Below are 22,966 nucleotides of genomic sequence, written 5' to 3'. Positions count from 1 at the left end.
ACAATGATTGGGAAGTACCGAACATGATCGACAAGAAATTCGACCTGCACGATCTCGAACGCATTCTCCGAGAGGGGGCGGGCGCCAGCAAGGGCATCGATGCGAAGACCGACATCCTCGATATCGAATTCGAGGAGCTCGGTTACGAGTCGCTCGCCATTCTGGAGACGATCGGGCGCATCGAGCGCGAGTTCGACATCGTGATGGAGGACGCCACGCTGGCCGAGGCGACCACTCCGCGTGCCCTGATCGCCGCCGTCAACGCCCATTTCGTGGGTGTGGGCGTCGAGGGTTCGTAGCTGAACCGCGCCGCCGCGCGTGCGGCGGCACTTGATCCATTCTTTGCGTAGAAACGGGAGAACCGGTAATGGCACAGTTGGCGACCACCCACCGCGAGATCATCAAGGACACCGTTTGCAAGGTCCTCGAGATCGAATTCGACGAGATCACCGAGCACAGCAAGTTCATCGAGGACCACGAGGCGGATTCCATGCGTCTCATCGAGATCCTCTCCGCCCTCGAACTGAAGCTCGGCGTCACGATCGACCAGGCCGAGCTGCCGCGAATGGTCGACCTGGCCGGTGTCTACGCCGTCATCGGCGAATTGAAGTTGTGACATTCGCGCGCGCTCGAGAGAACCTGTAGGAGTTCCGATGAGAATGCTTTTCGTGTCCGGTGGGAGTCCGGCGACCGTCTTCGCGCTCGCGCCGCTCGCCGCGGCGGCCCGCAACGCCGGGCATACGGTGATGATGGCGGCGACCGACGACATGATGTCCAACGTCGCCGGTGTCGGCCTGCCCGCCGTCCCTTTCACGGATCGATCGATCTGGTATTTCATCTCGACGGACCGCGAGGGCCGTCCGGTGCGGATTCCCGACGATCCGCTCGCGCAGGCCCGCTTCACGGGGGAGTGGTTCGCCCGCATGGCGGTCGCCGGTATGCCCGCCCTGCGACAGCTTGCCGAGGACTGGCGTCCCGACCTGGTGGTGGGCGGAAGCCTCTCCTATGCCGCGGGCCTGTTGGCCCGCGAACTCGACCTCCCATACGTCCGGCACGCGTGGGACGCGATCGAGACCACCGACATCGATCCCGGCGCCGAACAGGAACTCCGGCCCGAACTGGCGGAGCTCGGGCTGGACGGTCTGCCGGCGCCGGACTTGTTCATCGATGTCTGTCCGCCGAGTCTTCGTCCGCCGCGGGCCGAGCCCGCGCAATTCATGCGCTGGGCGCCCGGCAACCGGCAACGCAAGCTGGAGCGGTGGATGTACACCCGCGGCGAACGTCCTCGGGTGCTGGTCACCTCGGGCAGCAGGCTCGCGCCCGCGGCAGGCCACGAGCACCTGCGCTCGCTGTACGCGCTGCTGTTCGACCTGGTCGCCATCGTGGCGCCGCTGGATGTCGAGCTGCTCGTCGCGGCGCCAGAGGCAGTCGCGGCGGAGGTCAACGCGGAACGGCCCGACCTGCGGGCGGGCTGGATACCCATGGACGTCGTCGCGCCGACCTGCGACCTCATCGTGCACCACGGCGGCGGGGTGACCAGTTTGACGGCCCTGCACGCGGGCGTTCCGCAGATGGTGATCCCCCAGGGCCACGTACTGGTGCCCGCGGCGTCGAGGATCTCCGATTTCGGCGCCGGTGTGACGGTGCTGCCTGGCGAGGACGTGGCGACCGTGGTGCCGCCCGCGGTCGAGAAGGTCGTGTCCGATCGCAGTTACGCCGAGCGGGCCCGCGTGGTGGCGGACGAGATGACGACGCTGCCGTTGCCCTCCGAGGTGGTGGATGTCCTCGCGCGACTGGCGAAGGGCTGATCCGGTCGTGAACCGCACGCCGATCGCGATATTCGCGCCGGGGCAAGGTGCGCAGAAACCGGGCATGCTGCTGCCCTGGTCGCAGACCGAGGAGGCCGCGCGCCGACTCGCCGAATGGTCCGAGTTCTGCGACATCGATCTGCTCCGGCTCGGGACGGTCGCTCCGGTGGAGGATCTGGTCGACACCGCGGTCGTCCAGCCGCTCGTGGTCGCCACCGCGCTGCTCGCGTTCGGCGCGATGGCGTCGGCGGGGCTCGCCACCGCGGACACCATCGTCGCGGGGCATTCGGTGGGTGAACTGGCCGCCGCCGCGGTCGCCGAAGTGATCGAACCCGCCGAGGCCGTCGCCCTCGCCGCGGCGCGCGGCCGGGCGATGGCCGAGGCCTGTGGGATCGAACCCACCGGAATGTCGGCGGTGCTCGGCGGCGAACCCGCCGAGGTGCTCGACCGCATGCGCGACCTCGACCTGGTCCCGGCCAACCGCAACGGCGCGGGACAGATCGTCGCGGCGGGCCGATCCGAGGCCCTGCGGAAGCTGGCCGCGCGGCCGCCGGACGGAGCGAAGGTCGTCGCGCTGCGGGTCGCGGGCGCCTTCCATACGCATTTCATGCTGCCCGCCCAAGCGGCCCTCGCCGACGCGGTGGCCCGGATCGCACCTCGTGACCCGGTTCGCCCGCTGCTGTCCAATCTCGACGGCGAACCCGTGACATCGGGCGCGGACGCGCTCGCCAAGATCGTCGGGCAGGTCGTGTCTCCGGTGCGCTGGGATCTGTGCGTCGAGACCATCCGCGGCGCCTCGGTGGCCGCGATCGTCGAACTGCCGCCCGCCGGGACCCTCAAGGGGCTCGCGAAACGCGCGCTCCCCGCCACTCCCGGACACGCACTCGCGAAGCCGCGGGACATCACCGCCTTCGCCGAAACCCTCGCCGTGCGCAGATAGTGCAACGACAACTCGATGGAGTATTCCGTTGGTTCGTTCAGAGTTGGTCACGGGTGTCTCCGCGATCAGTATCAACAATTGCAAACTGCTCGATTTCTCCCGGTTCTCCGATGCGCGCGGCGCTCTCACCCCCATCGAAGGGGGAACGGACGCACCCTTCGACATCAAGCGCATCTACTACATCTACGACGTGCCGAACGGCGCGAGTCGCGCCGGCCACGGCCATCGCGAACTCCAACAGGTCCTGATCGCCATCAACGGCAGTTTCGACGTCCACGTGGACGATGGATCGGAGCGCAAGGTATTCCACCTGGATCGGCCGCATCTGGGTCTCTACGTCGCCCCGATGATCTGGCGTGAGATCCATCTTTTCTCGTTGGGGGCCGTGTGCGTCTCACTGGCCTCGGCGCACTACGACGAATCCGATTACTTCCGAAGATACGAAGATTTCCAGAACGCGGTGGGGGAATCGTCATGACGGTCCCCTTTCTCGATCTCGCGTCGGCGTACCGGGAGCTGGCCCCCGAACTGGATGCCGCCTACCGCCGTGTCATGGATTCGGCCCGGTACATCCTCGGCGGCGAGGTCTCGCGGTTCGAGACCGAGTTCGCCGCCTTCTGCGGGGTGGCGCACTGTGTCGGCGTCGGAAACGGCTTGGACGCACTGCATCTGATACTGCGCGCCTACGGGATCGGCGCGGGCGACGAGGTGATCGTGCCGTCCAACACCTTCGTCGCCACCTGGCTGGCCGTCACGCATTCAGGGGCGACGCCGGTGCCCGTCGAACCCGATCCGGCCACCTACAACATCGATCCGGGTCGCATCGAGGCCGCTGTCACGCCGCGGACGAAGGCGATCGTGCCGGTCCACCTGTACGGGCAGCCCGCGGATATGGACCCGATCCTCGCCATCGCCGAGGCACACGGGTTGAAGGTCGTCGAGGATGCCGCGCAGGCGCACGGCGCGTATTACGGAGATCGGCTCGCCGGAGGTCTCGGCCACGCCGCGGCGTTCAGCTTCTATCCGGGCAAGAACCTCGGGGCGCTCGGCGACGGCGGCTGCGTGGTCACCGACGACGCCGTGCTGGCCGCGCGGGTCCGCGAACTGTCCAACTACGGGTCGACCCGGAAGTACCATCACGAGACGGTGGGCTTCAACACCAGACTCGACGAACTGCAAGCGGCCTTCCTGCGCGTCAAGTTGGCGCGGTGCCACGAGTGGAACGACCGCCGCCGCGCGATCGCGGGGAGGTACCGCGTGCTGCTGGCGGAGGCGGATCTCGTGCTGCCGGAGGTGATCGACCGGGCGGTGCCGGTGTGGCACCTGTTCGTCGTGCGCGTCCGTCAGCGCGAACGGGTCGAACGGTTCCTGGCCGACCGGGGGATCACGACGCTGACGCACTACCCGGTGCCACCGTCGCGTAGCGGGGCGTACGCCGCCATGGGGATCGCCGCGGGCACGCTGCCGATCGCCGAGTCGCTGAGTCACGAGGTGCTGAGTCTGCCGATCGGCCCGCATCTGCCGATCGACGGAGTCGAGCGGGTGTGCGAGGCGTTGCTGGAGGCGTTGGCACGCGATCACGTGCCGGGGTGACGCCCGTTGACGATCACCGGGAAACGGACGCAGGCGTCGAGTCCGTGGCCCGACGGGACGGGGCGGAACTCGAGCCTGCCCCGGTTCGACTTCACCAGCACGTCCGCGATGGAAAGACCCAAGCCTGTGCCGTCGACGGGATCGGCCTTCCATCCGCGCGCGGTCGCTCGTTCACGTTGTGCCGCGGTCATTCCCGGTCCGCCGTCGATGACTCTGATCGCGACCTCGCCGCCGGTCTCGACGCGCGCGGTGATCACGATCTCCTGTCCCGGAGTGGATTTCGAGTGTTTCACGGCGTTGTCGAGGAAGATATCGATGAGGTGTTCGAGAGTGCCGGGCGCTGTCACGATCGTGGCATGATCCACTGTGCCGCAACGGATCTCCGAGGCGCCCCGGTGGGCCACCATGGCCGACCACGCCTCCGATCGCGCATGGACGACAGCGGCGACGTCGACCTCGACCGGCTGAGGCTCGGTGCCCCCAGTGGCTTCCTCCAGCTTGCCGGTCAGCAGGCAGTGCAGGCGGGTGGCCGTCTGTTTGGTCTGCGCGTAGGCGGTGCCGCCCTCACGGGTCAGATAGGCCGCGAGGCGGTCGATCCGCGCGCTCAGCAACTGCACCTCGGTGCGCATCTGGTGCGCGAAATCGGCGGTCGCGTGGCGGTGCCTGCCCTCCGAGATGCGGAGGTTCTCCGATGTCGTGTTCAGCGAAGCGATCAGATTGCGCATCTCCGGCGGCCCTTGGTGGGCGTCGAGCCGGGAGAGCCGCCCGCGCTCGGCCGCCCGCACCGTTTTCATGATCTCGGTCGCGGGCCGCAGTGCCCACCGTGCGGAGACCCAGAAGACCAGGCAGACGAACGGGGCCGTCACGACGATGACGCACGCGGCTTGCCACACTTGGCCCGCGAGGGCGACGGCGATGATCATGGCGAATCCGAACGCCAGCAGGGCGAACGCTTGGGCGATGATGATTCGTCGCAGCAGTTTCATGTCGCAGCAGTTTCACAGAGCCAGGCGGAAGCCGATGCCGCGCACTGTTTCGATCAGGGGTGTTCCCAGCTTTTTCCGGAGGCTGGTCATGTGCACGCCGAGCGTTCGAGTGTCACCGCTGCCGTCGTGTCCCCAGACCTGGATCATGATTGTTTCTCTACTGAAAACCTTGCCAGGCTCGCGGGTGAGGAGTTCGAGCACCTCGAACTCTTTGCGGGTCAGTGCGATTTCGTTTCCCGAAATTGTGATCCGCCGGCAGTCGGTATCTATCCGTAGTTGCCGGACATTTCGGACCGAATTTCTATTGTCCGTATTGTCGAGGGAATCACGGTCGATCGGGTCGCGTCGATTCCGACGGGTGACCGCTTCGATCCGGGCGGCTAATTCGCGCAGTCTATATGGCTTCATCACATAGTCGTCAGCCCCCAATTTCAGGGCCAATACTCTGTCGAACTCGTCGCTGCGACCGCTCAGGAATACGATCGGCACCATAGAGGTCGCCCTGATTCGTCGACAGACCTCGAAACCATCGATGTCGGGTAGTCCGATATCGAGAATAACCGCTTCTACCTGGGAATGAGCTTCCAAGGCACCCTGCCCGCAGTCTACCGCCAGGCAAGTGAAACCCTGCGATTCCAGATCTTCGGAGAGCGATTTCGCTAGATCGTGATCGTCTTCGGCTATGAGTACCCGCATCTCCAACTCCCCCAGCTGATATCCGGCTCGTCCATAAGGACCGAGGCCGACTCTACAGCGACTTCCGCGCGAGTGGCAATGTGATTCCTCCGGCAGGATGGGAATTTAGATTACGTATCATTTATTGGCCGTATCCACTCGTTGTCGAGTACGATCGGAATCGCCGCAGGTGGGACGCAGGACGTCCGCGCGCGCCGGGGACATCGAAGTCGTCCGGTGGCGGATCACCACTATCGGGGCGAGTTCCATTACTTCGTGGTCGATGTGTACGTCTATGCCTATCCGCATATTCGCGGCCCATCGAATTCAATAGCACTTCTTTGTCATGCAATCAGTCGGTGACGCCCGGGGATCGCAAGGTCGACCGGATCGGTGTTCAAGCGGGGTAACGCGCCTATGTTCACTCGGATCGCCATCATTGATCGGTGTGAAGCCGCGCGTCGGCTGATCAACGCCGTGCGCGAGATCAACGCCGCGCGCGGGCGAGAAGCCCCTGCGCACGATCGCCCTGCACACTAGCGGCACACGAGCTTCGCGCGAGGCCGACGACATCGGACCCGCCGCGCACCGGCCCTACCTGGACCTGGAGGTACTGGAAACCGCGTTACGGGCGACAGCGGCGGACGCCGCCTGGGTCGGTTGGGGTTCGTAGCGGAAGAGTCGGAGTTCGCCGAACTGTGCTACCGGATCGGTATCACCTTCATAGGCCCCTCGGCGACGGCGATGCGGATGCTCGGCGACAAGATCGGCGCCAAACGACTGGCCGAAGACGCGACCGTGCCGGTGGCGTCGTGGAGTGGCGGTCCGGTGGCGACCATCGAGGCGGCGATTGCCGCGGCCGAGTGCATCGGCTATCCGCTCATGTTGGAGGCGGCGGCGGGCGGCGGTGGGCGCGGCATTCGGCGGGTCGCCTCGGCCGCTGAGTTGCGTGAGGCATTCGGGCGCACCGTCGCGGAGGCCTCGCGCGCCTTCGGCAACGGCATGGTGTTTCTCGAGCAGGTGGTCATCGGTGCGCGACATGTCGAGGTACAGGTTAGCGCGGATGGGCAAGGCGCCGGGTGGGCGCTCGGCGTGCGGGACTGCTCGGTGCAGCGCCGCAACCAGAAGATAATCGAGGAATCCGCTTCGACGGTGCTCGATGTCGAACAGGTCGGGCAGTTGAAGGCCGCGGCCGAGCGGCTGGTCCTCGCGGTGGGCTATCGCGGCGCGTGCACGGTCGAGTTCCTGTATCAGCCCCGGCAGCGGTATTTCGCGTTCCTCGAGGTGAACACCCGCCTGCAGGTGGAGCATCCGGTCACCGAGGCGGTCACCGGCGTCGATCTGGTGAACTACAACTGAGAGTGGCTGCGGGAGAGAAACTCTCGGGTCGGGTGCCGGTCGAGCGCGGCCACGCCGTCGAGGCTCGACTCAACGCCGAGGACCCCGACGACGCCTTCGCGCCGTCCCAGGCAGGATCGTGCTGCTGCGCCCGCCGGGCGGACCGGGTATCCGGTTCGACACCGTTGTCACCGAGGGGGATTCGATCTCCGCCGACTTCGATTCGATGATCGCGAAGATCATCGCCGTCGGCGCGGACCGCGCCGAGGCACTGGCGCGCCGTCGCCGAGGCTACCGTGCTGGTCGAGGGCGGCACGACCAACAAGAGTTTCCTGCTCGCCCTGCTCGCCCTGCTCGCCCTGCTCGAGGCCTCGGCCGATACCGGGTGGGTGGATCGCAGCCTCGAGTCCGGCGCGCTGACCAGCCCGCGCCATACCGCGATCGCGCTGGCCGTGGCGGCGATCGACGGATACGACAGGGCGGAGCGGGACGCGCGCGCGCGACTGTGGGAATCCGGTCGCACCGGTCGCCCGCACGTCCGGCACGACGTCGGACGAGGAGTCGACCTGAAAATGGGGGGCGCGCGGTTACCGCGTGATGGTCGCGCGGACCGGTGTCGACGAGTACCGGGTCCGCGTCCGCGATCGGAAGCACTCGCGGGAGTTCGACGCGCGGCTGATCCGCATCAACGGCATCCACAGTCGGATCATATTCGCCGACAACATATTTCGGATCATCAGCGCGATGCAGGCGAGCCGGGAACGGCGCGTACAGCACCGTTTCCATCTTCATGCTCTCCAACACCAGGCCGGATCGCCCGCCGCGAACTGCTCGCCCTCCGCGACCGGCATGGCCACCAGGCCGGGAGCCGACGCTCGGAGTACGCCGCCCTCGTCTCGACCGACCCGGCGCGAGACCCGTCCACCTCGACCAGGCGCATCGGGCGGTGCATCACCCGAGCCCCACCTCGCAGTCGCGCTTCTGCTGAAGCAAGCACCGCACCGGCCCGACACCGCGGTGCGAAGGGCAAAACGTGTTGCGGGCCGCAAGATCACGGCATGCTTGACGATCACGTACACCTGGCCGCCCGAGGCGGATCGGCCTTCGACGAATCTGGTGCGGCAACTGACTCGGTGGCATGGGAGGAACATGCTGGCGGAAATCTGGACGATCGCCACTGCGGTTCATCCGTAGGCTTCGCGAGAGTGAGAATCTGATCGGTCAGGGATCTCTATCGAAGAGAGGATCCGATGCTAGAGCCCGAATGATCACTGTCTCTATGGCGGATCGGCCCACACCCGACATGGTCGGCCAAGTGCTGGCTGCGCTGCTGCGTAGCGACGACGGTTCGGTCGTATCTCTCGTGGTTGGATCCCTGCATGAGAAGTGTGCGCTCGCGGTCGTATCGCGCGGCAGGGGGCTTCGTGGTCTTGCTGGCGGTCGTGGTCGGCTGTTCGGGCGTGCCCACGACTTCCCCGTCGGCAACTTCGACAGTGCTTGCGACCTCAACGGCATCCTCGGTGAGCCTTCCCTGTGATGCCGCTGCCGCGACCGGACGGGTTTTCACTCTCGAACGCAACCAGAAACAGCCGTTCAGCGTGCGGCTTCCTGAATTGCCCGGGTGGCAGCGCAATCGCGGGCCGGGCGAGAGCGCCGATGGAGTCGGACTGCAACGCCGGGACACATTGCCCGACGATTTCCGCAGCCCTACAGCGATGATCACGTTGAGTGTCGGCAGCCCGGTCGATTCGGTGCAAGCCGCGGTGGTCGCGAATCGGCGGACGGCGGAGACCGGCGCACGGGATTGGCGCACGCGCGAAGACCAGTCGATCGCGGCGTGCGGATTCGAGGGCGGCAGAGTGACGGGTGTGTTCTCCGGTGGCGAGTGGTGGGAGGATCAACGCGTGATCGTCTGCGGCTGTGGCGGCACTGTGTACCCGGTGCTCCTCTCCGCGAAAACGAAGATCGCCGATCTCGACCGATTCGAAGGTGAGATGGCTGCGATTCTCGACGGGGTACAGATCGTTGAATGACGTTCTGCGAGTTGTTCGCTCAGGTCCACAATGCCTGCATTCCGATCGCCGCGTTCGCGGCGCCGAGATCGTTTCGCAGGTCCTCTGCTGTCGCGGTGTCGGGGACAAGGACGTCCGCCGAGATACCGTCGCTGTACTGGCCACACCCCCGGTTCCAGCGGCCCATGGTACGGCGGCCTGCGCGGCATCACCGGGTATGAAGCAATTGCGTGAAACCGTCCGCGAACGGGGCGGTCTGCCGCTGCCAGCCGTTCGTCCACGATGGAAGTCATCCAGCGCAACGGGCGTGAGGGAGTGCCACCACGCGGGTAGAACCGATCTCGGTATGCCCGCTGTCAGCTCTCACTCGGTGCGAGAACCGGCGTCCAGATCGCATGCTCGTAGTGATGACGGAAGGACACCGGTGCCTTGACCTGCGTGGCCGCGACGGGGAACTGCTGGTCTTCGAAGAACAGGTCGCGACCGAGCGCGTCGATGAGACGCGGGATGCTGTGGGCGAGACTCTGCGCGTCGCCGATCGGGTAGCCGAAACTCAGATGCGCTGCCGCGGAGAATATATGGATGCGTTCGACCCATGGCGCGCGGCCGGGTTGCCGCTCCACCAGTTGGAAGCCGTCGGCGAGGTAGGGCGTCGTGGCGAGGGCATCGTCGGCGAGGTCGTCGGCGGGCTGATGGCGATCGCCCCACAGCGCGATGTCGTCGGCGATCGTGCGTAGTTCCGCGCGGGTGTGCGGGTCGTATTGGTAGCCGGTTCCGGCGATGACGAAATCGAACGAATGCGTGCCGTCTGCCGCTTCGACGATCACCCTGTCGCCCTCGGCCTGCGTGGACAGCCAAGGGGCGTCCAGGTGCACCCGGAATCCGGGAAAGGCGACCGCGCGAGTGACCGATTCCAAGGGGACGCTGCGGCCTTGGCGCGCGGCGAGGGCCTTCTGTCGCCAGCGCGCGGCGTCGTCGCGGCGGTGGTAGTTGTCTCTGCCTCCGCCGTTGGCGAAGGGCGGGCCGCCTTCACCCTGGATGAGCAGTTCCGGCCGACGGGTGAACAGATGTACCTCGCCTGCCCCGGCTTCCAGGGCCGTTCCGGCGGCGTCGAAGGCCGAGGCGGCGGCGCCGAGGACAGCGATCGACTTGCCCGCCAAGGGCGTGAAGTCGATGTGGTGGCCGGTGTGGGCGAGCAGATGCGGGGGGAGTCCGTCGACTTCGGGCGGCAGGTAGGGGCCGCCGGTGCCTTCGATACCGTTGGCGAGGACCAGTTTTCGGGCGGTTTCCACCACGGTCGTCTCGCTGCCGTCGGAATTCGACACGGCGAGGGTCAATTCGAGATGGTGTGCGCCGGGTCCGATGTCGACCAGGCGGGTGCGGTGACGCACCGGAACGCCGACGTGGCGTTCGATCCAGTCGAGGTAGCGCGCCCAGTCGAGTCGGGGAACCCGGGTCAGTCTCTGGTACGCGGCCTCGTCTTCGACCAGTTCGTACCAGGCCTGAAAGCTGAGTTCGGGGTAGCCGAACTCGGGTTCCGGCCAGTTCTTGGGGGTGCGCAGGTTCGTCATCCGTGCGGTGGTGGTCCACACCCCGGTCTGTCCGGGGGCGGCGGCGTCGATGACGGAGACCCGGCCGATCCCGGCCCGGCGCAACGCGAATCCGATACCCAGACCGGCCTGCCCCGCACCCACGACCACGACATCATGATCGGTTTCGCTCGACCGCACCCAGTTCGCCGGATCGGGTCCGAAGTGGCGCAGCACGCGTGCGGCGTGGGCGTCGGCAGCTGTATTTCGTTCCACGACAGACCAATCCGTTTCATCGACCGTCGCCACCGGACACGACGGATCGAACTGCCCGCCGAGGTGGCCGTTGAAATGTAGAACCGTGGTGCTGCCGGGCACACGACTTACGGTCTGGACAAATTTAAAGCGAAGTCGGCGCGGCCGGAGGTCCTACGATGCGTGGGTGGCAGTGGCCTCGTCGCGCAGCGTCCGTTCGGGCCCCCGCGTTCAGTGGGAATACGGTGTCACTCCTCGAAGCCCCCGGGATTCAGATGGCCGCGCAAGAACGCGAGGATCTCACGCCGCGCGGGCCGAGCGGCGGGCACCAGGCCCGGAGTGCTGAGGAAGACGTGGGTCGCTCGCGGATAGCAGCTCAGCCGCGCGTCGACTCCGTGTTCGCGCAGACGCTCGACGTATCTGCTGCCGTGGTCGGCCACCGGATCCAGTTCGGCGGTCACCACCAGTGTCGGCGGTAGTCCGGTGAGGTCGTCGGCTTTCAGCGGTGACACGGTGCGCGGGTCGAGGGTCGGCGGCAGACTGAATCGTCGGGCGGCGCGCAGCCGTGGGATCGACAGTGTCGGATTGTCGGCGTTGTCCGTGATCGATGGATAGTCCGTCATGGTCTCGGTCCAATCCGTGGCCGGATAGTTCAGCACCTGGGCGCGCAGGGCGGGTCCACCGTCGCGGGCGCGCAGTGCGGTGAGCGCCGCGATCATGCCACCGGCGCTCTCGCCCAGCACCGCGACCGCCGACGGATCGACCTCCCATTCGGTCGCGTCTTCGACCAGTCGGACGAGCGTGTCGTATCCGTCGTCCACCGGGAGTGGCAGCGGATGTTCCGGTGCGAGACGGTATTCCACCGCGACGACGATCGCGGGGCAGCGTGCCGCGAGGTGGCTGTTGAGCCAATCGTTCTGCACACCGGTGCCCGCGATGAATCCGCCGCCGTGGAACGACAGGATGAGCGGCAACTTCTCGGCGGCGTGATTCGGGCGATGGACCCGCAAGGTCAGACGGCGTCCGGGCAGATCGATCGTGGTTTCGCAGATGCGGGCGCGGCGGTCCGGCAGTCCGCTGACGATTCGCAGGGCTTTCGATGACGCCAAGCGGTTGGTGCGCTCCCGAGCGGCGATCAGTTCCTCCTCGGTCACCGTTTCCCATTCCGTGGCGTCTCTGAGTATCCGGGTGCCGAACGGGGCTTTGCCACGCATGCTGTTCTCCTGCCGTCACGTCGCGTGACCCAACGGTCACCCGTGCAGCATCGCCGAGGCGTTCACCCGACGTCTTGGAGAAATGTTCCCGCCGGGATTCATGTCGCGTGCGACGTCGGCCATGCGACATCGTCGACGGCGAGCCACGGTGCGACCGCCGCCGCGGTGGAGGTCAAACCGGTGAAATCCATGACGTCCCGATACAGATGCGACTGGTCCGTGAATCCGCTCTCCGCGGCCACCAGCGCCGCGGCGTGCCCCGCGGCGAGCCGATGCACCACATGATCGAACCGCACCAGCCGCGCGGCCCGCTTCGGTGTGAGCCCGACCTGGGACCCGAACCGAGACCACAATCGCTTCCGGCTCCACCCCACTTCCCGCGCCACTCCCTCCACCCGAACCTGCCCCCGGGTGCGCACCATCCGCCGCCACGCGAACGCCACCTCGGGATCCACCGCCCGTCCTTGGGCGCACCGCCGAACGATCGCGGCTTCGGCGATCGCGAACCGCTCGTCCCACGAGGCCGCCTGTCGCAACCGGTCGCACAACGCTTCCGACTCCGGTCCCCACAACTCGTCGAATCCGACCACCGCCCCACCCAATTCCGCGCACCCACCGAAGACCGAATGTGCCATGACCGGCGACAACCGCACCTGGAGCACATCGACCTCCTGCCCCGACCCCACGACATCACCCGGATGGAGCCCCACCACCACGCCCCCGCGTCCCGATGTGCCGCTCACCTCGTCCGTGATCGTCACATCCCCGAAATCGATGAACACGGTCACCGCCGGATACGGCACCATCCGAAGATCCGTCCGTCGCTCCGCGCGTCCCGTGAACCCCGCCATCGCGATCCCCGGCACTCCGCCCACCGCGGGCACCGCGACACCCACCATCGTCGAATCGATCCGAACCGGCACAACAGCCATACCTCATGCTACGACCGCTCACCGACGGACCCTTGTCGCTCGATACGCGCACGGTGGCGGGAGATCGCGACTCGGAGAAACGGTAGAGAAGGGGCGTACTCGGCGCAGCGGATCCAGTTCGTGAATCTCCGGGCCGACGGGTTCCACCGGTCCTCGGAATCTCGCGGTGCTGGTGGCATCCACCGGATACCGAAGTAATTGCTGCCCTTCGAAATAGGGGCACGGGGTCGGTCTCTGTAGTGTCGCCGCGTCCGTCGATTCCATGAGAGGCGAGTACCGAATATGTCGTCGCAAAAGAAATCTGTGAACGGGTTCGAGGTCGCCAGGCTGGCCGTGGCCGCCGCCGCCGCGCTGACGACCGTCGCATGGTCGAGCACTGGCACGGCCTCGGCTGCCGAGGGCGATAGCTGGATCGTCACCGTGTGCAGGGGTGTGAGCCCCAACATCGTCGACTTTCCCTACTCCGGTCAGGTGGTCGGGGCGCAGTACAAGGGCACCCCGTATTTCACGATCCATGCGGGTGGCAGCATCTGGGGTGGATACGGAACGGAAGTCACGCTCAACTGGACGAACCTGACCACCGGTGCGTCGGGGTCGGAAACCGGCAGCGGCTCGGTGGGTTTCGTGATCGGCAACGGCAGCACCATCCATTTCGACCCACCCACCGGAGCCGGTACGATCCGGACCGATTTCGTGGTCCGCAACTCCGGATTGGTGCCCCAACAGGTCACCTGCTCCGGGATCTCCGAAATCTCGTAGCGGAACCGCGGCTGGTCCCGGCTCGGTGGGTCGGGACCGGATGCGCACGGGGCACATCGCCGAACCGGCAGCCTGCGCCGTCAACTGGAGGTTATCGCCCACCGTGCGAGGCGATCGGAATACCACCGTGGCTGCTCGGCCCACCGTCAGACGGAGCGGGTTCATCGACTCGGACGTCGGCCCGTATCCCTATTCGGGTGAGTTCTGCGGTTCGAGGCCGAGGTCGATCGGGGTGTCGAGTGCCGTATCGGCATCGACACTCGCCTCCACGAGAGCATCGACGTCCGCGTTCAACTGCTGCGCGAGGTGTGGATCGGCGGGCAGGCTCACATCGATGGTGCCGGTGAAGAGTTCGTCGCCCTCGGCGATCGTGTCGGTGCCGAGGAGGGTATTGAGACTGTTCACGGCGGTCCGGCCGAGTTCGAGGATGTTGTCCCCGGGGGCGCCGATGACGAGGTGGACTACGTTCTCGCCCGGGTCCTTGCGTAGATGCAGGATGCCGGTGTCGATCGAGCCGAGTTCCATCTGCTTGCCGTTGACCTTCGCTTCGACCTTGCCGGTGTCGACGGCGAGCGACAGGTCGGAGACGGTGGCGGTCTTGTCGCCGTGAGTGAGTTTGGCCTGGCCGGTGAGGTCGATCGTGCCGGAGGCGATCTCGCGGTCCGCGATCTCGATGGTGTCGCCGACGACCCGGAACCGGGCGATGCTGTCCAGACCGAGGTCGGGATTCACCGCCAGGGTCGTCTTTCCCGTGATGATCCGGAATTCGGTCGGTTCGGGGGCCGCCGTCGTCGGCGCGGCGAGTAGGAAAGCGGTGCAGACCGATCCGATGGTGACGGCGGAACGGGTCATCAGTGACCTGGACAAACGCACGGGCAATCCTCCTGGGTTTCGCGGCCAGAGCTCCCTTGATCTTCGTTGCCGTGCGTGTTCCGGATCGCCGACAGTGTGGAGTGTTCATGGCGCCGACGGGGAATCGGGCCGTGCGCGCCGCCGTCTGCCTGCGGCGTTGGCGAGTGCTTGGAACGTCGTTGGTCCTCGCCCACACAGTGATGACACGGCCGCTGCGGCGGCACCTCACACTCGAAAGGACCCACGATGTCCACCATTTCCGCTCTCCGCCCGCGACGTTCCCTGCCCGTGACGCTCGGCGTCGCCGCGGTGCTCGGCACGAGCCTGGTGCTGCCGGGCCTCGCTTCCGCCGCGCCCGTTCTGGCCTACGGTCCCTACACCTGCGCCCAGAATTTCGTCTGGCGTGAAGCGTTCGACGGCGACACGGTCTGTGTCAGCCCGGGCGATCGTGACATCGCTCGTGCCGAGAACGGTCAGGCGTCGGCGCGCCGCAGCCCGACCGGTGGCGCCTACGGCCCCGACACCTGCCTGCCGGGTTTCGTCTGGCGTGAGGCGCGGCCCACCGACCACGTCTGTGTCGACCCGTCGCGGCGTGACCGCGCGGTCGCGCAGAACTCCGAGGGTGCTTCACATCTCGCCGACGCGACCCAGCTCCCCGCGGGCAAGGTCGCCACTCGCTCCGACCTGATCGCGGGCGGCGGCCGGATCTACCTCGACGGCGGTAAGGGGCTCACCCCCGGTGGTCGGGTCGAGTTCTACGCCGCGGGTGTCAACGGCACCGCGGTGCGTCCGTTCGGCACCAGAACCGCCGACGGCAAAGGGGAATTGCCCAGGGAGAACACCGCTCTGGCCCAGGTCCGCTGCGAGCTGAAGCGCGACGAGACCGCGACCATCGTCGTCCTCGATGTCCGCACCGGTGTCGCCACCACCGCGGGCACCAGCTACGCCTACAGTTGCTGACCGTCGCGGGAGGACCGTCACAGCCAGCCGAGGCGTTCGGCCGCGCGCACCGCTTCGGCACGGGTACTGGTGGCGGTCTTGCCGATCACGGACGACAGATGATTGCGGACCGTGCCTTCGGACAGGTGCAGGCGTTTGGCGATGGTGGCCGCGGTGGCTCCATCGGCGGCCGCGGCGAGCACTTCGCGTTCGCGGGCGGTGAGCGGCGAGGTGCCGGCGGTCAGCGTCTCGGTGGCCAGTGCCGGATCGACGACGCGCAGTCCCATGTGGACACGGCGGACCGCGTCGGCGAGCTCCCTGGCGGGTGTGTCCTTGACCACGAATCCGCTCGCGCCAGCGTCGATCGCGCGACGGAGATAGCCCGGACGGCCGAAGGTCGTGACCATGAGAATGCGCACATCGGGGTATTGCTCGTGCAACGCGCCCGCGACCGTGATCCCGTCCAGCCCGGGCATTTCCACATCGAGCAGCACCACATCCGGCGTGGTGCGCGCGACGGCGTCGAGGACTTCGTCACCTCGACCGACCTCGGCGACGACATCGAGATCCGATTCCAGTCCGAGCAGCGCGGCGAGGGCGCCGCGCACGAGCGCCTGATCGTCGGCGAGCAGTAGCCGGATCATGCGGCGGCCTTCCTGGGCGGGCGGGTGATGAGGATGGGGGATCTCCGGGGGTGGAACCTATTTCGGCACGGTGACGGCCACATGGACGCCTCCTCCCGCCGGGATCGACAGCGTCATCGTCGCACCGGCCGCACGGGTTCGTTCACGCAGTCCGGCCAATCCCGAACCGGTTCCGGCATCGGGGCCGAGCCCGCGCCCGTCATCGATCACGTCGATACTCGTCGCGGTCACGGTGACCGTGCAGTGGCGAGCGGCGCTGTGGCGCACCACATTCGTGATCGCTTCGCGCAGCACCCAGCCGAACAGTTCGTAGTCGCCGTCGGGCAGGTTCGCCGGATCGGGGAGGTCGGCGGCGATATCGGCAGCGGCGAGCGCGGAGGCCGCATTGGCGAGTTCCGTGCGCAAGGTCACCTCACGCAGTCCGCCGACCGTGTCGCGGACTCCACCGAGCGCCTCGCGGGCCAGACGCTCGACGTCGGCCAGTTCGGTTCTGGCCCTTTCGATATCGACGTCGAGCAGTCGTTGCGCGAGTTCGGTTTTCACCGTGATCACGGTGAGCGAATGCCCCAGGATGTCGTGGACGTCGCGGGCCACCCGGTTGCGCTCGGCGACGATCGCGAGTTCGGCTTTCTGACGGCGCGCGAGTTCGCTCAGTCGTTCGCCGCGCAGGCCGAGTTGGCGGGCCGCCCAGATGACGAGCGGTACGAACGCCACGTAGAACGGCACATCGCGCAGGCCGGGCAGCGCCACCGGAACCAGCAGCATGGCGAGCATGACGACGACGCTGACGTACCCGGATTCGCGCGAGGGCAGATGGAAGATCGCGATGACGCTGATATAGATCGCGGTGGGCAGCGCGGCGGCCCCGAGCAGCGCGACCAGTACGACGGTGCACAGTGTCATCGCGGCCAGGACCGGCCACACCCGATGATCGACCGGCGGGACCACCAGCGGGTCGCGTCGGCGGGTTCCGCGGAAGACGACGAACGATCCCATGATCGACACCGCGTACCCGAACAAGGTCACCGCGGCCAGCGCCGCGTCGGGTTGTGCGCCCTCGCGCCAGTTCCGCACGATCGGCCCGATCAGATAGGACAGCCACGCCACCGCGATCAGCGCACTGAGCCAGCTGCGACGATTGCCGTCCAGCGCTCCGGCGGCACAGCGAGTGAGGCGGTCCGCGACGGCAGACAGACGGCGAGCGGTGCTCATGTGTCGCGCCCGCCGATTCCGTCCTCGCACGGGCGTGCCAGGACGGAATCGGCGGGGTATCGGGCGGCGTTCACGGGGATCGACGCTACCGAAGGCCGCGGTGCCCGGGTCACCGGTATCCCCATGTGCCGCATGTCAGCGGGCGGTGTCACGGCGGAACAGCACGGCCGCCCCGGTGACGAAGACGGTCGCCCAGACCGTCACGTTCAGGATTGCCGCCGCGATCGAGGAACCGGCGGTGTCACCGAACGGCATCCGGGCCAGGGTCGCGACGCCGTAGGTGGGAAATACCGTCGACACCGTCGCGAACCAGCCGTGCAGCGGTATGAACAATCCCCCCGCGAAGGACAGCCCGGCCAGGGCGGGACCGAGCAGTTGCATGACATTCTCCGACGGCAACAGATAGCCGATGAACAGGCCGAATGCCGCGAAGACGAGTGAGCAGATCCAGGCGAGCAGGAAGCAGAAGACCCATGCGGTCGCCGTGAGCTGTGCGCCGAGCGCGGCGCCGACCACGAAGACCGCGACAACCGAGACCAGTCCGAGCACCATCGCGACGGCGACCTTCGTCGCGATATAGGCGGTCGGCCGCAGGGGAGTCAGCCGCAATTGGCGGCTCCATCCCTGAGCGCGCTCGACCGCCACCATCGCACCGCCGCTCGTGGTGGCCAACATGGCACCGTAGACGGCCATCGACACCATGACGTAGCCCGTCACATTGCCCGAGCCGAAGGATTCGGTCCGATAATCGGATCGCAGCCCGAAGATGACGAAGAACAGTGGCGGCATGACCAGGGTGAACAACATGGTCCGCCGATTGCGCAGGAGGCGGCGCAATTCCAGGCGTAGGAAGCCGAGGCCGCGGTGGGCACGAGTGGTGCGGACCGGGCGGGAAACGACAGTGGACATCTCAGTGGGCTCCGGAGGTGAGGGTGAGGAACGCGGATTCGAGGTTGTGCGAAGTGATTTCGAGGTCGACGGCGGTGGTTTCGGTGAGCAGATGACGGGCGACCGCGTCGGAATCCTTCGTGCGCAACAGGACTCGATCACCGCGCACTTCGACGTCGTCCACACCGGGAACACCGAGCAGTTCCGCCGGCCGCGCGTGCGGCAGCGTCGCGCTGACCGTGCGGCCCGCCGCAAGATTCTTGATCTCCGCGGCGGTACCGTCCGCGACCACCCGTCCCTCGCGCACCAGGACGACACGGTCGGCATAGGCGTCGGCCTCGTCGAGATAGTGGGTCGCGAACAGGACGGTGCGGCCACGCTGGGAATCCGCGCGCATCGCCTGCCAGAACTCCCGGCGTCCTTCGACATCCATCCCGGTGGTCGGCTCGTCCAACACGATCAGGTCGGGATCCGGCAGCAGCGCGAGCGCGAAACGCAACCGCTGTTGTTGTCCCCCGGAGCATTTGCCGACTCGACGCGCACCGATATCGGCGATCCCGGCCCGTGCGAGAACCTCCTCGACCGGTCGGGGACGGTGATGCAGGGTCGCCACCAGTTCGACGGTTTCCGCGACGGTCAGATCGGACAGCAAACCCCCCGATTGCAGCACCGCCGAGACCCGCCCCGCGGAAATCGCCCGGTCCGGTGGACCACCCAGGATCCGCACCGTGCCCGAGTCCGGTTCCGTCAGGCCGAGCATCATGTCGATCGTGGTCGATTTACCCGCGCCGTTGGGGCCGAGAAAGGCCACGATCTCACCGGCCGCGACGACCAGGTCCAGTCCGTCGACCGCGCGGACCACGTCGCCGCCGGAAACATGGAAACTCTTTCGCAGAGCACGTAATTCGATCGCCGCGTCGACGGGTGCGGGGGAGTCCGTCGCGGTCCTCGGTATCACCTTCGATGTCATGACACCAGCGTCCCGCGACACGGGCGCGAGTACCCCGCACGACTGTCATCGGCCGGGCATGGCATTTGTCATGGGTACGAGTGACGCGGGGGTTGAGCGGTTCCTGGATGCGAGCCGAACCCCGGATCGCTTCTGAGGTCGACCCTCGCAATGCATGGATCTCCGAATGAGCTGGATCGGTGTGTGCCCGTTCCTACCTCCGCGCGTCGCCCTGACAAAACCTAGGAGCGTTCTGTGGTCGATATGAGTCGCGGGCCTCATGTGATGGTCGGTTCCCACTACCGGTGAGCGAGACGCTTCGGATCGTCGGCGCACCCGGACCGTCTCGTCCGCGAATGTTTCCGCGCCCGGGCTGACCGGGATAAATATTCCAGCGCCTACGGCCCAGCTCCGGACCTGAGTCTGCTCTCGGTCGCGCGGCATTCGAGCCGCTCTGGTTGGACCGCCTACGCGGTCGAACGTACCCGTTCGACGCGCTCGTTCACCCTGTCTGCGCGGCGGCTTGTGCTCCGATTTTCCTGGTGCGCCGGTCGTTCCATGTCAGGAGAGTGGCGACCGCGGCCCAGCCGAGCAGATAGAGGCAGGCGCGCACCGGATGCCAGTCGGTCGAGAGCAGGGCAATGGTGAGCGCTGCCAGGATCGTGAGAAGGCCTACGGTTCGTTTCGTCACTCGTGGAGCCCGTCTGTTGTGGACGACTGTCGAGGCGCTCGAGGTGGAACGCCGAGGTCGATGTACGACTATCCCCCGCGTTTCGATTCGGCGCGACGTCCATTGATGGAAGTTCGGCCATTGTCATCATATCGAATGGGGCATCGACAGGGACATGAATTCCTTCGTGGGAAGCCCAGCGCCTACAGAGCGGTTGCTTCGAATATGGTGCCGATCAACTCATCCCGCGCGCGGATTCACACCATCGAATGGACGGTGCCCAAGGGGTACGTCAGCTGAACCCCACGTTCGCGCGGTGTCCATCCCTTTCCGAGTGCGTTCCTGATCGCCCACGCGACCAGTCCCGGCGCGATCACCGTGCCGTATTCGACCCAGGTCACCATGCGTTGGCCGGGCCGGTCGGCGGATTCCACGACGATCGCATTGTCGGGGTCGTTCGGAGCGACGACCCAACGGTAGGTCTCGCCGTCGATATTGATGATGCGAGTTCCCTTGCGTGCCAGAGCCATGGACGTATTCAACGTGACGCCGAGCGTGATGTCGATCGATTTTCTCTGGCGCAAGTCCCGTTCCGGATATGTACGGGACCGTGATATCGAAATCGCCACTGCGGTAGACGATCCACTTGTACTTCTTCCCGGTGACGCGTTCCGCGTCCTCCGCGCCGTCGAGGAAGCCGGTGAAGTCGAAGTCGTGGTTCTCGTTCTCGCTCTTGTCGTTGGCGATGTGGGCGTACTGGTAGGTGTGGTATTCGGCGGGGCGTATTCGACGTGAACTCCGGTTCTGCGCACCGAGAAGGTCCGACGCGGTTGGCGACTATCGTTGCGCGGCAGCGGATTCAGGTCGATATGCCGCGCATCGAGGGCGTGTCCGTGCGGAGTGGGACGTCGTTTGCGTGAGCGCCGCGTGCTTCGTCGCCGTCCGAGTCGGAGCGTTCAGACGTTGCGAAATATGCTCAGCCGCAGGAGTTTCGCTCGTCGAGTTTGACGACCGACAGGACTGCCTCACCTTCGCCGAAGGGCGTGCCCGGTGCCGGAGTCTGGCTCACGACGATCCAGTTCCGGTCGTTGACCTGCATTCGGCCTTTACCGGTGGCGTCGGACGAGCGGGAGTAGAACACCCCGGCCGCCTGGATCGTGTTCTGGGCGGTTTGCAGATTCATGCATACGACATTCGGCATCAGCGCCTCGGCTGCGGCGCTGTTCGGCGCTGCTTCCAGCGGAGGGCTGGATGCCGTGACCGAAGGTGTGGAACTCGGCGCCGCTCTCAGGGGAGAGCTCGACGTCGCCACCGGCACCGTGGACCTCGGCGCCGAGGAGGAAGTCGATGCGGCGGAGGATGTTCCGCCGTCGGTGTCGACCGCGCAGCCGGTCACGCCGACCAGGAGTAGGCCGCCGACGACCGCCGCGCCCCACACCAGGGTGCGGGTTCGAGCCGGTGCACCGCTCCACGGCAGTCCGGTGTTGCTCGCTGGTGGATCTTGCTGACGGTTCATGCGGTTACTCCCCAGGTCCGATGGTTGAGCGAACGGTCGGCACGTAGCCGTCTCCCCCCGACAGGAGTCGTCGCCTCGCCATATGATGCCTTGTCCGACTGTTGATTTCCCCATAATGGGAAAGTGAGCTCAATGGAAACGCTCGAGCTGGCAAATGATCGGCGATCGGATTCTCCGACGGAGGCCGTGCGGTAGCCGACGGCATGACGCTTGGCTATGCCGACGGCGGCCGCGCTGAACAACCTCGCACGTCGGCACGACGCCGACCGAACGATCGAGGTGCTCGTAGGCTCAGAGGGGGCCGAGCGGTCCCTACAGCGTCGTTTCGGTCGACGATCCGGGGAGGTACAGCACTGCGGTCGAACGTGCCCACATCGAGCGCTTCGGGCCGGGCACGCCGTATGACACCGCTCGCTCATGCGGGGACCGGCCCTGCCGCAGCCGATGCGAAGATGGGGCTCGCGACCGAACGCTCGTATTCGGCGGCAGCCGGAAGGGGAATCTGTATGCGCACGGATATCGATCCGGACGAATTGGGTCACGGCAGCTTCTACAAGATCCTGACCAGCGTCGTGGTCCCCAGACCGATCGCGTGGGTCTCGACCCGCTCGGCGGCGGGTGTCGACAATCTGGCCCCGCATTCGTTCTTCACGGTCTCGTGCGTGCAGCCGCCGATGGTGCAGTTCACCTCGGTAGGTAAGAAGGACTCGTTGCGCAATGTGCTGGAGACCGGGGAGTTCGTGGTCTGCCTGGCGAGCGAATCGATGTTCGAGCGGGTGAATGCCACCGGGACGAACTTCCCGGCCGAGGTGTCGGAATTCGCCGAGGTCGGGCTCACCCCGGAGCCGAGTGCGACCGTGGCGCCGCCGCGGGTCGCGCAGTCGCCGGTCGCCTTGGAATGCAGGCTCGAGCACGCGCTCGAACTCGGCGATTCGACCGTGGTCATCGGCCGGGTATCGCACGCCGCGATCGATTCGGATGTTTTCGAGACCGATACGCGCGGCAACAGTCTGCCCGCGATCGAACGGCTGCGTCCGCTGTCCCGGCTCGGCCGCAACGAATGGGCGACGATCGGGGAGGTCCTCGATATCACCCGAGTTCCCTACGAACAATGGCCGGGCCATTTTCATCGCGAGGATTGACGGCGGTGCCTATGCGCTCGGACCCGCCGATGTGCGAGATGCCGTCAGCAGACTCAACCTGACGCCTTCGCCGAGGTTGGTCGGGGTTCGATAGCAGGAGGTACTCGGTCGCA

The 22,966-nt window shown here is 66.5% G+C and carries 26 protein-coding genes and 2 pseudogenes; 14 read left to right on the top strand and 14 right to left on the bottom strand.

The window, feature by feature from the left end; translation table 11 throughout:
- Positions 1 to 23 precede the first annotated feature (23 nt).
- The 6 genes from JZ792_RS03045 to JZ792_RS03020 all read left to right on the top strand — a co-directional run bounded on the left by JZ792_RS03045 (position 24) and on the right by JZ792_RS03020 (position 4,341).
- Positions 24 to 299 (top strand): acyl carrier protein, encoded by a 276-nt coding sequence (locus JZ792_RS03045; protein ID WP_216906582.1) that lies wholly within the window; start codon positions 24 to 26, stop codon positions 297 to 299.
- Between the two features lie 68 nt (positions 300 to 367).
- Positions 368 to 616: an acyl carrier protein gene (locus tag JZ792_RS03040; RefSeq protein WP_216906580.1), complete on the top strand. Its 249-nt coding sequence runs from the start codon at positions 368 to 370 to the stop codon at positions 614 to 616.
- A 37-nt stretch (positions 617 to 653) separates the two neighbouring features.
- Positions 654 to 1,808 (top strand): nucleotide disphospho-sugar-binding domain-containing protein, encoded by a 1,155-nt coding sequence (locus tag JZ792_RS03035; protein ID WP_216906578.1) that lies wholly within the window; start codon positions 654 to 656, stop codon positions 1,806 to 1,808.
- A gap of 7 nt (positions 1,809 to 1,815) precedes the next feature.
- Positions 1,816 to 2,748 carry an ACP S-malonyltransferase gene (locus JZ792_RS03030; protein WP_308165118.1) on the top strand — a complete coding sequence of 311 codons (933 nt, stop codon included), beginning with the start codon at positions 1,816 to 1,818 and terminating at the stop codon, positions 2,746 to 2,748.
- A gap of 28 nt (positions 2,749 to 2,776) precedes the next feature.
- On the top strand, positions 2,777 to 3,226 hold the full coding sequence (locus JZ792_RS03025; RefSeq protein ID WP_254189184.1) for a sugar 3,4-ketoisomerase: 450 nt from the start codon (positions 2,777 to 2,779) through the stop codon (positions 3,224 to 3,226).
- On the top strand, positions 3,223 to 4,341 hold the full coding sequence (locus JZ792_RS03020) for a DegT/DnrJ/EryC1/StrS family aminotransferase (protein WP_216906574.1): 1,119 nt from the start codon (positions 3,223 to 3,225) through the stop codon (positions 4,339 to 4,341). The genes JZ792_RS03025 and JZ792_RS03020 overlap by 4 nt, the downstream gene beginning before the upstream one ends.
- Here the strand turns inward: JZ792_RS03020 and JZ792_RS03015 are convergent.
- Positions 4,326 to 5,327, bottom strand: coding sequence for a sensor histidine kinase (locus JZ792_RS03015; RefSeq protein WP_216906572.1), 1,002 nt, complete (start codon positions 5,325 to 5,327; stop codon positions 4,326 to 4,328). The two genes, JZ792_RS03020 and JZ792_RS03015, sit on opposite strands and share 16 nt — an antisense overlap.
- 12 nt (positions 5,328 to 5,339) lie before the next feature.
- The gene (locus tag JZ792_RS03010) at positions 5,340 to 6,023 is read right to left on the bottom strand and encodes a response regulator transcription factor (protein ID WP_216906570.1); all 684 of its coding nucleotides are present in this window, start codon (positions 6,021 to 6,023) and stop codon (positions 5,340 to 5,342) included.
- Between the two features lie 396 nt (positions 6,024 to 6,419).
- Here JZ792_RS03010 and JZ792_RS03005 point away from each other — a divergent pair.
- Positions 6,420 to 8,081: pseudogene (locus JZ792_RS03005) on the top strand (ATP-binding protein); the annotation flags it as partial.
- A 6-nt stretch (positions 8,082 to 8,087) separates the two neighbouring features.
- On the opposite strand, the pseudogene JZ792_RS43485 reads toward JZ792_RS03005, so the two are convergent.
- A pseudogene (locus JZ792_RS43485) lies at positions 8,088 to 8,289 on the bottom strand (biotin/lipoyl-containing protein); the annotation flags it as partial.
- 330 nt (positions 8,290 to 8,619) lie between these two features.
- On the opposite strand from JZ792_RS43485, the gene JZ792_RS03000 reads away from it, so the two are divergent.
- Together JZ792_RS03000 and JZ792_RS02995 are read left to right on the top strand one after the other, a co-directional pair.
- Positions 8,620 to 8,877: a hypothetical protein gene (locus tag JZ792_RS03000; RefSeq protein ID WP_216906568.1), complete on the top strand. Its 258-nt coding sequence runs from the start codon at positions 8,620 to 8,622 to the stop codon at positions 8,875 to 8,877.
- Positions 8,861 to 9,373, top strand: a complete 513-nt coding sequence (locus JZ792_RS02995; RefSeq protein ID WP_216906566.1) for a hypothetical protein — start codon at positions 8,861 to 8,863, stop codon at positions 9,371 to 9,373. Before JZ792_RS03000 ends, JZ792_RS02995 begins: the two co-directional genes overlap by 17 nt.
- 335 nt (positions 9,374 to 9,708) lie before the next feature.
- Here JZ792_RS02995 and JZ792_RS02990 read toward each other — a convergent pair whose 3' ends face one another.
- From JZ792_RS02990 to JZ792_RS02980, 3 genes are all read right to left on the bottom strand, one after another.
- Entirely contained in the window at positions 9,709 to 11,157 is a 1,449-nt protein-coding gene (locus tag JZ792_RS02990; protein WP_216906565.1) for an NAD(P)-binding domain-containing protein, read from the bottom strand.
- Between the two features lie 227 nt (positions 11,158 to 11,384).
- Positions 11,385 to 12,350, bottom strand: a complete 966-nt coding sequence (locus JZ792_RS02985; protein ID WP_216906564.1) for an alpha/beta hydrolase — start codon at positions 12,348 to 12,350, stop codon at positions 11,385 to 11,387.
- Between the two features lie 98 nt (positions 12,351 to 12,448).
- On the bottom strand, positions 12,449 to 13,282 hold the full coding sequence (locus JZ792_RS02980) for a helix-turn-helix domain-containing protein (RefSeq protein ID WP_216906563.1): 834 nt from the start codon (positions 13,280 to 13,282) through the stop codon (positions 12,449 to 12,451).
- 303 nt (positions 13,283 to 13,585) lie between these two features.
- On the opposite strand from JZ792_RS02980, the gene JZ792_RS02975 reads away from it, so the two are divergent.
- Positions 13,586 to 14,041 (top strand): hypothetical protein, encoded by a 456-nt coding sequence (locus tag JZ792_RS02975; protein ID WP_216906562.1) that lies wholly within the window; start codon positions 13,586 to 13,588, stop codon positions 14,039 to 14,041.
- A 189-nt stretch (positions 14,042 to 14,230) separates the two neighbouring features.
- Here JZ792_RS02975 and JZ792_RS02970 read toward each other — a convergent pair whose 3' ends face one another.
- Positions 14,231 to 14,914, bottom strand: a complete 684-nt coding sequence (locus tag JZ792_RS02970; RefSeq protein WP_216906561.1) for a hypothetical protein — start codon at positions 14,912 to 14,914, stop codon at positions 14,231 to 14,233.
- Between the two features lie 225 nt (positions 14,915 to 15,139).
- Between JZ792_RS02970 and JZ792_RS02965 the strand changes: the two genes are divergently transcribed.
- Positions 15,140 to 15,853: a hypothetical protein gene (locus tag JZ792_RS02965; RefSeq protein WP_216906560.1), complete on the top strand. Its 714-nt coding sequence runs from the start codon at positions 15,140 to 15,142 to the stop codon at positions 15,851 to 15,853.
- 17 nt (positions 15,854 to 15,870) lie between these two features.
- On the opposite strand, the gene JZ792_RS02960 is transcribed toward JZ792_RS02965, so the two are convergent.
- The 6 genes from JZ792_RS02960 to JZ792_RS02935 form a co-directional block, all read right to left on the bottom strand.
- Positions 15,871 to 16,476: a response regulator transcription factor gene (locus JZ792_RS02960; protein WP_216906558.1), complete on the bottom strand. Its 606-nt coding sequence runs from the start codon at positions 16,474 to 16,476 to the stop codon at positions 15,871 to 15,873.
- A 57-nt stretch (positions 16,477 to 16,533) separates the two neighbouring features.
- On the bottom strand, positions 16,534 to 17,688 hold the full coding sequence (locus tag JZ792_RS02955; protein WP_216906556.1) for a sensor histidine kinase: 1,155 nt from the start codon (positions 17,686 to 17,688) through the stop codon (positions 16,534 to 16,536).
- Between the two features lie 135 nt (positions 17,689 to 17,823).
- Entirely contained in the window at positions 17,824 to 18,597 is a 774-nt protein-coding gene (locus JZ792_RS02950) for an ABC transporter permease (protein WP_216906554.1), read from the bottom strand.
- Position 18,598: 1 nt separating this feature from the next.
- Entirely contained in the window at positions 18,599 to 19,546 is a 948-nt protein-coding gene (locus tag JZ792_RS02945; protein ID WP_216906552.1) for an ABC transporter ATP-binding protein, read from the bottom strand.
- A gap of 481 nt (positions 19,547 to 20,027) precedes the next feature.
- Positions 20,028 to 20,216 (bottom strand): hypothetical protein, encoded by a 189-nt coding sequence (locus JZ792_RS02940; RefSeq protein ID WP_216906550.1) that lies wholly within the window; start codon positions 20,214 to 20,216, stop codon positions 20,028 to 20,030.
- Between the two features lie 236 nt (positions 20,217 to 20,452).
- A complete protein-coding gene (locus JZ792_RS02935; RefSeq protein ID WP_216906548.1) occupies positions 20,453 to 20,725 on the bottom strand; it encodes a hypothetical protein in 273 nt (90 codons plus the stop codon).
- Between JZ792_RS02935 and JZ792_RS02930 the strand changes: the two genes are divergently transcribed.
- A complete protein-coding gene (locus JZ792_RS02930) occupies positions 20,724 to 20,990 on the top strand; it encodes a hypothetical protein (protein ID WP_216906547.1) in 267 nt (88 codons plus the stop codon). The genes JZ792_RS02935 and JZ792_RS02930 overlap by 2 nt on opposite strands.
- 181 nt (positions 20,991 to 21,171) lie before the next feature.
- Here the strand turns inward: JZ792_RS02930 and JZ792_RS41760 are convergent, their stop codons facing one another.
- Positions 21,172 to 21,378: a PASTA domain-containing protein gene (locus JZ792_RS41760; RefSeq protein ID WP_254189183.1), complete on the bottom strand. Its 207-nt coding sequence runs from the start codon at positions 21,376 to 21,378 to the stop codon at positions 21,172 to 21,174.
- Between JZ792_RS41760 and JZ792_RS41755 the strand changes: the two genes are divergently transcribed.
- The gene (locus JZ792_RS41755) at positions 21,377 to 21,703 is read left to right on the top strand and encodes a hypothetical protein (RefSeq protein ID WP_254189182.1); all 327 of its coding nucleotides are present in this window, start codon (positions 21,377 to 21,379) and stop codon (positions 21,701 to 21,703) included. The two genes, JZ792_RS41760 and JZ792_RS41755, sit on opposite strands and share 2 nt — an antisense overlap.
- Before the next feature lie 514 nt (positions 21,704 to 22,217).
- The gene (locus JZ792_RS02920) at positions 22,218 to 22,853 is read left to right on the top strand and encodes a flavin reductase family protein (RefSeq protein WP_216906546.1); all 636 of its coding nucleotides are present in this window, start codon (positions 22,218 to 22,220) and stop codon (positions 22,851 to 22,853) included.
- Positions 22,854 to 22,966 lie beyond the last annotated feature (113 nt).

The organism is Nocardia noduli (genome assembly GCF_019038455.1).
In the GTDB taxonomy this organism is placed as follows: domain Bacteria; phylum Actinomycetota; class Actinomycetes; order Mycobacteriales; family Mycobacteriaceae; genus Nocardia; species Nocardia noduli.
The sequence above is the reverse complement of the archived record's forward strand: the minus strand, read 5'-3'. Positions and strand labels throughout refer to the sequence as shown.